This window comes from Trinickia sp., from assembly GCF_051953405.1.
Lineage (GTDB): Bacteria > Pseudomonadota > Gammaproteobacteria > Burkholderiales > Burkholderiaceae > Trinickia.
The window spans coordinates 1-10,927 of record NZ_JBQCIV010000100.1 but is presented as its reverse complement, the minus strand read 5'-3'; the positions used below and the strand labels follow the sequence as shown (position 1 = coordinate 10,927).

Annotated in this window: 9 protein-coding genes; all 9 read right to left on the bottom strand. The window is 61.3% G+C overall.

What is annotated here, in order from left to right; translation table 11 throughout:
- The coding region (locus tag ACTHN9_RS17215) for a phospholipase effector Tle1 domain-containing protein (RefSeq protein ID WP_440537987.1) at positions 1-836 on the bottom strand (836 nt) is incomplete at its 3' end.
- Positions 837-850: 14 nt separating this feature from the next.
- Positions 851-1,513, bottom strand: a complete 663-nt coding sequence (locus ACTHN9_RS17210) for a DUF3304 domain-containing protein (RefSeq protein ID WP_440537986.1) — start codon at positions 1,511-1,513, stop codon at positions 851-853.
- Entirely contained in the window at positions 1,510-2,175 is a 666-nt protein-coding gene (locus ACTHN9_RS17205; protein WP_440537985.1) for a DUF3304 domain-containing protein, read from the bottom strand. The genes ACTHN9_RS17210 and ACTHN9_RS17205 overlap by 4 nt, the downstream gene beginning before the upstream one ends.
- Complete coding sequence (locus ACTHN9_RS17200) at positions 2,172-2,591, bottom strand: DUF3304 domain-containing protein (protein ID WP_440537988.1); 420 nt, start codon at positions 2,589-2,591, stop codon at positions 2,172-2,174. The genes ACTHN9_RS17205 and ACTHN9_RS17200 overlap by 4 nt, the downstream gene beginning before the upstream one ends.
- A 183-nt stretch (positions 2,592-2,774) precedes the next feature.
- Entirely contained in the window at positions 2,775-3,839 is a 1,065-nt protein-coding gene (locus tag ACTHN9_RS17195) for a hypothetical protein (protein WP_440537984.1), read from the bottom strand.
- 15 nt (positions 3,840-3,854) lie between these two features.
- Positions 3,855-6,335: a type VI secretion system Vgr family protein gene (locus ACTHN9_RS17190; protein WP_440537983.1), complete on the bottom strand. Its 2,481-nt coding sequence runs from the start codon at positions 6,333-6,335 to the stop codon at positions 3,855-3,857.
- 166 nt (positions 6,336-6,501) lie between these two features.
- Positions 6,502-8,337: a type VI secretion system baseplate subunit TssF gene (gene tssF, locus ACTHN9_RS17185; protein WP_440537982.1), complete on the bottom strand. Its 1,836-nt coding sequence runs from the start codon at positions 8,335-8,337 to the stop codon at positions 6,502-6,504.
- A 61-nt stretch (positions 8,338-8,398) separates the two neighbouring features.
- Positions 8,399-10,237, bottom strand: coding sequence for a type VI secretion system baseplate subunit TssF (gene tssF, locus ACTHN9_RS17180; RefSeq protein WP_440537981.1), 1,839 nt, complete (start codon positions 10,235-10,237; stop codon positions 8,399-8,401).
- A gap of 455 nt (positions 10,238-10,692) precedes the next feature.
- Positions 10,693-10,927 (bottom strand): hypothetical protein (locus tag ACTHN9_RS17175; RefSeq protein ID WP_440537980.1); only part of this gene is annotated, 235 nt, incomplete at its 5' end.

The following is a 10,927-nucleotide window of genomic DNA, read 5'->3' as shown; positions in this document are numbered from 1 at the left end:
ATGCGCATGGCTCCGTTGTTGGCGAAGGCGAAGTGTCCGTCGAACGAGCCGATGTTGACGGTCGCGCGAGTGGAGTCGGGCGGACCTACGGACGCAACCGTATCGAACAGTCCCAAGAAGTTCACTTGGTATTGCAGTGCGTATTTGCCTCCGAACTTGGGCACGAGATTGCCCCCTGGGGCCCATTCGTTTACCAACTTGTGGACGAACGCACGAGCACACGCGGCCCCGCGCGAAAAGCCGATGACGTTGATCCAGATTTTTTTGATCGTACGGGGCGGATGATCGTTGTCGACGGCGAGTTTGTGCGTTACGCCTAGCGTGTTGAGCGATTCTTGGAATGCGCTCATGTTGCCGTTGTCGGCGGCGGCGCATACGGTTCCCGATTTTTTGAACGAAATCAGTGGTAGGCTCTTGTCCGGCGCGATCGCGTAATAGGCGGCATTGAGAACACGGATGTACCCCAGCAGACAGCGAGCGTTGAAGCCCTTCGCCATCGCCTTGCCCATCTGCAGATAGGTGTCTTCGCCTATTTCAGGTAATGGCGTGCCAACACCTGGAATATAGAATTTGAAAACACCATTATCTGCATCGTCGCAAGCGACGTTAAACAGGCGTGCGACGTTCGTATGAGTCCGCTTGCGCGAGTCGCGCAGGGGATTGTCAGCTGCGTCGTTGTTATTCGTGCCGTCGAAGAAAAGACTAATCTGAAGCGTCTGCTGGCACGAACGCGTTGCGTCATGCATTCGTAGCGCGCCAACCTTGGATGCGTCTTCACTTTGCAATAGTGGCAGCCGCCCACCGTCCGGCATCGGCTCCGGCCATTGAATCGTCATTCCATTCCTCACTGTTAGTCATGAGCCGGCGGATAGAGACGGTTCCACTCTTCATCGAGCACTCCTTGCGCGATGTAGGGGTCGTTATCGGCTGGACGATTATTCGGGTTGTTGCCGCCATCGTGATTGCCATCAGAAACCATGATGCGAACGCGATCGCCAGGCAGAAAGATGCCCCATACCCAACCGGCGTTTTCACCGTCGTACTGTGCAATCCGCACGTTCTCGGCCTTGTACCAATAACCCCATTTCTTCCCGTCCGGCCTCTTTTTTTCCACCAGCCAGCGCACCGTTAACTTCAGGTCCGGTTGCCATTCTTCCGGGATGCTAGTGCAACAGACCCCCGCTCCCCCGCCGGACGGCTTGCCATTTGCCTTTACCGGCATCACATTCGGCCCCCCACCTCCAATCCCACTTCCTTTCGGGCCGGTTATAGCAAAGGTGTGGATGTACCATGGCGTGTAGTTCAACGCCATGGTGTCTCCCGACAGAAGTTCGACGTGCCGAGGTGGATCAACCGGCGCGACGGCAGCCGACGGTGCCACGGCGCAGGCCACAAGTGACACGCAAAGAATCGGCATCGCTGCGACTTTCGCAAGCCGCCACCGCGCGTTGGCGCACTCATTGGCTCCGCCCTTTGCACCGCCTCGCATCGCTTCTTGCCATTGAATTTTCAATTCATTCCTCCCTTTCTGTACAGCCGATTCCACTCTTCGTCCAGCACGCCCTGTGCGACGTATGGACCGTCATCAGCCGGGCGGACGTTCGGGTTGTTGCCGCCGTTCAAGTTGCCGTCGGTAATCATCACGCGCACCCGATCACCGGGCAGAAAGATGCCCCACGCCTCGTTTGCGTTCGCACCGTCGTACGGCGCAATGCGGACGTTCTCAGCCTTGTACCAGTATCCTGGCGTTTTTCCGTCTTGCTTCTTATCCACCAGCCAGCGCACCGTCAGCCTCAAATCCGGCTGCCATTCCGCCGCGTAGCTCATGCAGCAGACTGCCTTACCGCCGCCCGATGGCTTTCCAGTGGCTCTCACCGGCATCACGTTCGGACCACCGCCCCCGACACCGCTTCCTTTAGGGCCGGTTATCGAGAACTTGTGGATGTACCACGGTGTGTAGTTCAGTGCGAGCACATCCATGCCCCCGCCAATCTTCACAGGGGGAGCCGAATCCGCCGCTATCACCGCATCTTGCTGCCCGCTTGCGCATGCAGCCAGCGATATGCAAAGGATCGGCAGCATCGCGGCTTTTACAAGGCACCATCGCACATCTGCGGATTTCCCAATCACGCCGCTTGCTCTATCTCGCATCACGTTATGCCATTGAGTTGTCATTTCACCCCTCCTCTTCTGTATATCCGGTTCCACTCTTCGTCGAGCACGCCCCGAGCGATGTAGGGGTCGTTATCGGCCGGCCGATTATTCGGGTTGTTGCCCCCGTCGTGATTCCCATCGGTCAGCATGATGCGAACGCGGTCGCCCGGCAGGAAAACGGCCCACGCGTCACCCGTGTTTCCACTGCTGTATGGCGCAATCCGAACGTTCTCTGCCTTGTACCAGTACCCAGGTGTTTTGCCGTCCTGCTTCTTGTCTACCAGCCACCGCACTGTCAGGGTCAGGTCTGGCTGCCATTCAGCTGGGAGCGTGGTGCAACAGACCGCCGCACCGCCACCGGACGGTCTCCCATTGGCCTCGGCTGGCATCACATTCGGACCACCCCCACCAATCCCGCTTCCCGACGGCCCAGTCATCGCAAAGGTATGGATATACCAAGGCGTGTAATTCAACGCCCTGCTGTCCCCCGACAGAAGTTCGACGTGATGCGGCACCTCGACCGGCGCGGCACCTCGACCGGCGCGCCACCACCCGACGGCCCCACCGCGCACCCACCCAGCACTGCACAAAACATCGCCAGCGCCGCACCAATCGCGCGCCTATTCATGGCGACTTGGATACGGCAAAAGAATCGCCTCATCCGAAACCACCGGCATGGGCGTCGTGCTCTCGATCAAACCTTCATCGCGTACGCCGCCGCCACGCATCCAGACAAAGAAATGGAGTTCGCGGCCCACCTCGTACATGCCGAACACGCGAGAGCCATCCGAAGCCATGCCTATCGCGACAGAATTCCGGCTGTCCGGGATCAGCGTTTGCAGCCCGTCTTTCTCCGTCCAGCGAAACGCCTTAGCGCTAGCGCCTGGCCATGCCCCCTCGCACGCGGTCCCGACAACGATCGTTCCATCCCTGGAAACGCCCATCCATCGAGGCAGATTGTCGCCGGCGCCGACTTCGCCGATGTCTTGCACACCCTGTCCTCGGACCCAGCGAAACACCACGGCGCGCTTCCGATCGGAGTCGGCCGCCCAGCCGGTAATCGTCGACCCATCCCCCGACACAGCGAGCGCCGCCGTGTCCGTCAGTTTCATCGCCTGAAGATACGGATCGCCGGACAGCGTTTGCACGCCGCCTTCCTTGGTCCAATAGAACGCCTGCGGATCGAATTCGTGCTTCCAGAATGTGCCGGCGATAAGGGCACCGTCATCGGACACGCCAGACGTCTCGACCCGGCTCCAATCCGACCCGAACCGCTCCGCGCCTTTCGCTTGAGTCCAAAGGAAGCCTTGCTGCTTGTCGTCGCCCAGCTCGACTGTCCCGCCGACGGCCGAACCGTCCGCTGAAACGTTGAACGCCCGCGATGCGTGTACCCCAGGGATAGGAAGCGTCTGCGTGCCCGTTTTCGCGGTCCACCGAACGGCGTCGACCTCCTTGCCCCCGACAAAACCGACGAGCACGTCCCCCTTCGCCGAAGCCGCTTGCATTTCCGCAGCGTTGCCCTCGCTCGGCACTTTGATGGTGATTGCTCTGATGGGCCACGACGACGATCCGCTCCCCTCGCCCGCATAGGCAAGGCCAGGACCGGCGCACAAGCCAGCCGACATCAACGATGCAAAACCGAACCCGGTCAGCATCACACGGCACGACGTAGAAGAAATGTTCATGTGCCATCCCACCATTTAACGAGGAAGCAACGCCGCACCGCCTCGTGCCGCCTTTAGCATGCATTCGATACAAATGCCCTTCGGCACCAGGTTCACCGGTGCATCCTGCGGCCCCGGCAGCGAGTGAGAGGCAGCGAACGCCACGAACTTCCCCGGCGTGAAAATCTGCGCGCCGCTGTCGTCCAGCACCAATCGCGTCTTACCGCCGTGCAGCTCGAGCCTTTCGACGCCGGTAATTTGAACGACCTTCGTCAGCAACTGAATCGACTTGGCCGATTCCAGCTTGATGGAGCTACTGATCGCGTGAAGGATGATGTCGCCCATCGCGGCCGAGACCCGGATGGCCGCGCGTTGGGCGAACAGGCTGATCTTGTCGACGACGCTCGCAAACAGCGACGTCCCAGCCGCAATCGACACGTTCTGGCCCGCAGTCAGCGCGACATGGTCGCCGCCGCTGACATGCGCCGTTGCCGGCGTCGTCGCTTGCAGCCCACGCGCGCCGGCAAGTACCAGATGCGGTTCGCTCAGTTCCGGAAACTTCCCGTCGCCGCGGCTCGCCGTATTGCCCTTGATGCCTTCGACGTGAGTCTGCAACGCATCCGCGACGCTGCCCTGATCGCGCGCGTCGTCCTGCGCCCCGCTCTTTTGAGCCAGTTTGCCGAGTTCGTCGTGCAGGGCCTGTGCATGGGTCAGCCGCGAAACCGGCTCGCTGACATCCGCGATGTGCGACCGGCCACCCGGCCGCGACTCGGTACTGACCAACATGCCCCGGCCGGAACGAATCGCGCCCACCGCATCCGTACGGAGTTCGAAGCCTTCGCCGCGCGCATCTTGCCGGCCCTGCCAGTTCTCGATGCGCGTAATGCTCCCGACCGATAACTGGCTGGCACCATGATCGCTACGCAATTGCGCCTGAATGGCGTTCGCCGTATCGTCGAGGATCAAGTGATTGCTGCGCCCCGCTGCGCGGTTGCCCGCAGCGCCCACCAGTTCGCGGCTGCGAATACCCGTCAAGGCGCGTTGATGCGGCAATCGCCAGGCCGCTAGGTTCGTCGCGTTGATCACTCTGCCCGTTACCAGGGGGTGGTCCGGGTTCCCGTCGAGCCATTGCACGATGACCTCGGAGCCGATCCGAGGCAACGCGCTGATGCCTTGGCCACCGCCGGCCCAGCCGCTCGACACGCGCACCCACGTCGTGTACTTGCCTTCGCGGTCCCAATGAAATTGCACGAGGCAGCGGCCATACTCGTCCGTGTAGAGGCTCTCGCCCTCGGGCCCCACCACCGTCGCCGTCTGCGGCGCAAGGATGCGCGTGAGCTCGCTGTTGTAACCGGGCCTCGGCCGCCACCGCGTGCTTCGACGCACGCACGTAAATCGGTTGCTGTAAGTGGCCGGGACGCCGACACCCTGCAAATAGTTGTTGCTCGCCGAATGGTGCGCGAACGTGATCAGGTATTCGTCGTCGTAGCGGCTATGGCTGAGCGCATGCCCAAAATGGTCGGTCAATCGGAACCAGCGGCCCGGCATGACGAAGCGGTTGTTACCGCGCGCCTCCCATTGCCGAGCAACGGCCTCGATCGCCTCGATACGACGGCCCGCCAGCCGCTGGCCGTCGTCCATGTCGCGAAAGCCGTACGAGCCGGCATACTCGTGCCACTCGAACTTCTGCATCCGCGCCGGATCCCATCCGGCGATGCGCGAATCGCCCACCCCGCCCGTTGTCGCGGTGAGCCCCGGATCTTTGAAGTCGGCGCGCGAGTGTGCCGTATGCGTGGACGTCTCCTGTTGAATCGGCGACCACGACGAGATACCGTCCGCCTCCCGCGATCCCGCCTCGCTTTGATACGGGATGGTCGGACTGCTGCCGTCGATCGCCGGTTCGGTCCGCACCGGATCGGAGACGATCAATTTGTGCTCGGCCTCCGTATGCTCGAACCAATAGCACAGGCCCAAATGTTCCCAGCGGCGGTGAACGTAGTTGTGGTCGTGTTCATCGAATTGGCACGCCATCGTCATCGGCGGATCGGCCTCGTTGACTTGCCAATCCCACGCCGCCAGCACGCCGTAGTCTTCGAAAATCGTGGCGCTCTGCCCGCGGATAGACTCATCCAAGAACAACCGATTGTTCTTGCGCAGCGTCAGATAGCGCAACCACGGACTAAGCTCGGCCTCGTAAAACGCGATTCCACCGTTGGTCTTGACGAGACGGAATGAAAACACAAATCCATTGAAATATCGAAAGCTGCCGTCATCGCGGAGCAATCGCACCGTCATTTGTTTACCGACGAAATCCTTCGGATCGAGATTGGCATCGTCGGACAAAATTTCGACGATGAATCGGAAGTCGCGCGAGAGGTATTCCTCGCCTTCGATACGATTCACCAGCAGGACATCGTAGGGGGCGTCGCCTCGCGGAAACGTCAGCCGCAGCAGCCGGTTGTTCTGCATTCCGGCGGCGAGCTTGCGCAAATCTTGGACGGACAAGTCGGTCTTCATTCGTATTCTTGACACAGCAGCCGATAATTAAGGCGGGCGATTCTACACGTCATTGCACCCCCAACGAATAGTGTCGACATTCAGTCAAAGCGGTAAGAAAAAATTCCCAATTCATTCACTAGACGAGCAAGTAATTTTTTCTTATCTCAAAGAATCGTCGATCGTTTCATAACAGTGGGCTCGTGCCTCTGATCGGTTCGCCTTGCCACAGTCGCGTGCGGGCGCTCGATGCGACGATCAACTGCACGAAGCTGTTGGTATACGCATAGGGCGCGAAGAAGCACTCCATTACGCGAGCGAACACAGCAACGCTGTTTGTCGCAAACTGCCGCTCGTCGATCACCAACGTTATCTCGATCCCGCGCACCATAGCCGGCTGGGGCGGCCTCACCATCATTGTCATGACGGACCGGTGGCTCAATCCCACGATTCCGTCGATGTGCCGCGCCTGTACCGGCGATAGCGCCCCGAACTGCTGCAGGATCTGCTTCAGCGCCGGCAAGCCCGTCTGATTCAGCCGAATCGGGTGTGGCGTCTGCTGGCCGATCAGCCGCCAGAGCGCGCCGTTTGTGCGCGCAAGCCGGGCGACGGCGGTCGGCACATGCAGCATCGCGATCTTGCTGTTCGCAGGCCCCTTGCTCCCCAACCGCATGTCGCCAGCCGGCGCACCGACAGTCAAAGAGCGCGGCAAGTCGCCATTCGAGCAGGTCACGTCGACCCGCAGCAAGCCGATGCCGGCTTCGCCCACCTCATCGGATCCGTCCGCACGCACAAGACCGAGCGCCGCCCGCCGTCCAACGGCCGGCGATGGCGGGCGCTTGCTCTGCATGAACTTCCATCGGAGGTCGGGCCCGTTACCCGACACCCCGAACAGCGCAGCGGACGAATCGAGCACGTTCCCGCGACTGTCACGAACATCATCGACCGACCAGACCTCGGTCAACGAGTCGTCATTGCCCTGCACGTGAATAGGCCATGCACCGACCTTCGGCTCGTATCGGAGCGCCAAGCCCTTCTTCTCGAAGAGATTCACGACGGGAGTACAAAAGAGTCGCAAGTGATCCGCGCAAAGATGGGCAAGCTGTTGCGCCGGCCAGGAATCGCGCGCGACCCCGGCCACCGCCAGATGCAGCGTCAGTTGCTCTCCGGGCACAGTCGCGGGCAACGCGCCCCAATCGATATCGATGAAATGAAAACGGTCGGCAAACGCAAAATATTCTGCAAGGAGGCCGAACGCTTCGCCGGGTTCTTTCTCGTCCGTGAAAAGCCCGTCGTGCGGCGCATAGCCCACCGCGGAAACCGGCATGACCGCAAGGGGCGTCCAACGTCCGGTGCTGTCTTCGACGTACGCCTTCGTCGTTCGCAGCAGCAAGGTGTCCATCAATGCGGCGACCACGACCGGTTGGCCGGCCAAGTGGATGCGCACGCTTGCAGCCATCGCTACGCCGACATCGACACCCGGCACAGCCGCACGGAAAGTCACCGAGACCATCCCGCTCGTATCCGACGGCAGTTTCACGCCCGCGGGCGCGCTGGGCGTCGAGGCGTATTGCGCGCGCGCAATGCGCAACGGCGCGAGTACAACGTCGTATGCCGTGCGAAAGCGGCACCGACCAGCCGTCGTCAGCAACGGCGTACCCCGCTCGATGCGGACGGAATCGGTCAAACTGTCGAACACGCCTTCGATGCCGAATTGCGCGACGGCGCACGACGGGAAAGGACGCAGATATTGCGGATACGACAAGCTCGTCAGTGCTTCGGCGAATTCGGGGTAATCGTCCTCGATCTTCGCGCGGTGCCGTGCGTGAAGCAGTGCCGTCGATTGCACCAGCCGCTCGACGCCAGGGTCGTCGGACTGTCCGTCGCTGCCGATCGACAGGCGCGCGGCTTCGTTCGGGTTCCGTCGAGCAAAGGCGCGCAGGCCCCGACGCAGCACCTCGAGTTCGAGTTCGTAATAGTGCCGCAGCAGGTCGTCGTCGTAGTCTTCGTAGTGTTCGTTCATCGACACAAGCCCACAGTCGAGGTGAATCGATGTCGCACCAGCCGGCGATCGGCGCACGCAATCACGGCAGCACCCAATCGCTGCTGCGCGGTTTGCATCGCACGATCTCAAGGCCGGTCTGCTTCGATACGACGGTCAATTGCACGAAGCTATTCAAGTGGACGTAGTAACCGAGAAACGCGTTGATCGCGCCCACGAATGCCGCAATGCTCGTCCCGACGAAGCGCGCCTCGTCAATCGTGAGGCGCACTTCCACACCCTGCGCCGACGTCGCGTACGGTTTTCCCGGCAGATCGACCGTCGCCTCGCGGGACTCGACGGCATGGATGCCGCCGACATGTCGGATCGTTACCGCCGACCGTTGCAAGTCATAAAGCGCCAGCGCCACGCGAAGGACCGCCACACGCACATGCGCAAGCGAGACATGATTGAGCGGGAGAAGCGAGGCAAGCCGCGCGGATAGCCCGTCGCGTGTATCGAAGCGCAGGGTGCGCGTCGGCCTGCGAAGCATCGCGATGTTCACGGCGTGAGCGTCGCTGCCTTGATCGCCAGACAGAAAGAGATCTCCCCCCTCGAGCCCGATGGCGAGCCGCGACGGCAAATCGCGGTTCGTGCACGTTAGGTTCAGGCTCAACGTATCGGTCTGCTCGGCCAACGGATCGAAGCCAACCTCCACGACAGAAATCTCTGTTTCGTAGCCGGGGCTCGCCTGCGCGACCGCTTCGTCGCGACGAGCGAACCAATAGTGTCCCGACTGCTTTTCGTCGCCGTAGCGCAGCGAATAGAACGGACGCAGCTCGATACACGTCTCGCGCTCGCGCGTCTGCCGGACAAGCGTGACGGAGTCGATCGAGTAGATGTCGTAGGCAGCCGCGTGCCGCGCGTCCGCGATCACGGGGTACCGATCCGAGTGATGCGTGACCCGAACCGGCTCGCCCGGCCGGCGAAAGAGGTTGACGATGGGCGTCGCGAAGAGCTTGAAATGGGCCGCCGACAACGACTCCAGCAGCCGCGCCGCGTGAGGATTGCCGTGCCCCTCCTTTAAGACGAGATGCAGCGCGATGCGCCGGCAAGGCCCCGCGGTATCGAGCATGGCGCCGAGCCCAATGTCGACGAAATCGAATTTCTCCGGAAATCCGAAATACTCGGATAAGAGCCGGTACGCCGGATGCGAGCGCAAGGGGTAGTCGAGCAGCGCATCGCTCTCGGCGAAACCCGATTGCTCGACCGGCGGTACGCGCAGCGGCTGCCACCGGCCATCGCCGTCCGCCTCCACATACGCCGTCAGCGCATGAAGCAGTAGGCCGTCAGCCAGAGCGGCAATAAACGACCGCTCGCCGTTCAAATGAACCCGGACCGTACGCAGATCGAGCGAGCGCAGGTCGCTATCCGGCGCGGTGGATTCGAACGTTATCGATACGATGCCCGCTGCGGCCGCCGGCAGCACGACAGGTGCCGCCGCGGCAGGCAGATAGCGCGCGTCGGCGATCGCGAGCGGGGCGAGCGTGACATCGTATACGGTCTTGAATCGGCACTCGACACCCTCGATCGCGCGACTCACCAACTCCGTCCCGCTCGCAACGGTCTTGGGGCGTGCTCCGATATCGAGCGGCGATACGGCGAATTGGGCGATCGAGCAGGCCGGAAACGGCCGCAGATAATGCGGAAAGAGGACGTCGAATAGGGCGTAGAGGAAATGAGAAAAATCGCTTCCGATCTTCTTTCCGATCCGAGCATTCAGCAACGCCATCGCACTGGCCAGCTGTGCGATATGCGGATCGTCGCTCTCGTCTTCCGATGCCAACCGCCCCGCAATCTTGGGATAGCGTTCTGCAAAATCCGCGGAATAGCGGCGCAAGTACGACAATTCGCGCTCGTAGTACGGCAGCAACGGTTCCATCTATGCTCTCGAGATCTTTTTTATGGCGCCCTGGCCGGGGGCGATTTCCTATGTCATGCGGCGCGCCACGACTTGTGTGGACCAGGCGGCGCGTGAGCGCCCGCCGAAGCCGATCGCAATGGGCGAGAAAATCTATTCAGGAAGAAGCGATGGAATACGCTCGCTCAAGAGCAGCGTATGGTACAGGACTACCCCTATCGACTCAATTTCTGCTCACGGTTTTTCAGACCGAGTTACAGAAATGCATCGATACCGCTTAAAGGCAGAAACTTCGACTATGCGAAATGGGACAGAAAGGCGTAGCGCGCCAAAGACAACAACCGAGAGCCTCTCATCTCACCGCTTTTGCGCCATATGTCAGCGCGCAATGGCAACCCCTGGTGCCGCTCAGCCCCTGGGATGCCAATGGAAATAGGCCCCGTAACAATAAGCACGGTTCCGTGCTGGCCAGTCTCTCACGCTGTCTTGACTGCCCACGGATCCTCGCGCTTGGTGCCCACCGCGAGCAGTTCGGATTCGGCGGCGAGACCCAAATAGGCGATGCGCTTCTTGCCGCCTTCGAAGAAGACGCGAGGCCAGCCGTAGCCGCCTGGCGCGTACTCATGGAACCAAGGCACGCGGAACCAGATGCGGCTGTCGTGGACGTAGTCGTCCAGCAGCTTGACGACCGACGGCTGAAGCTGCTTGGCC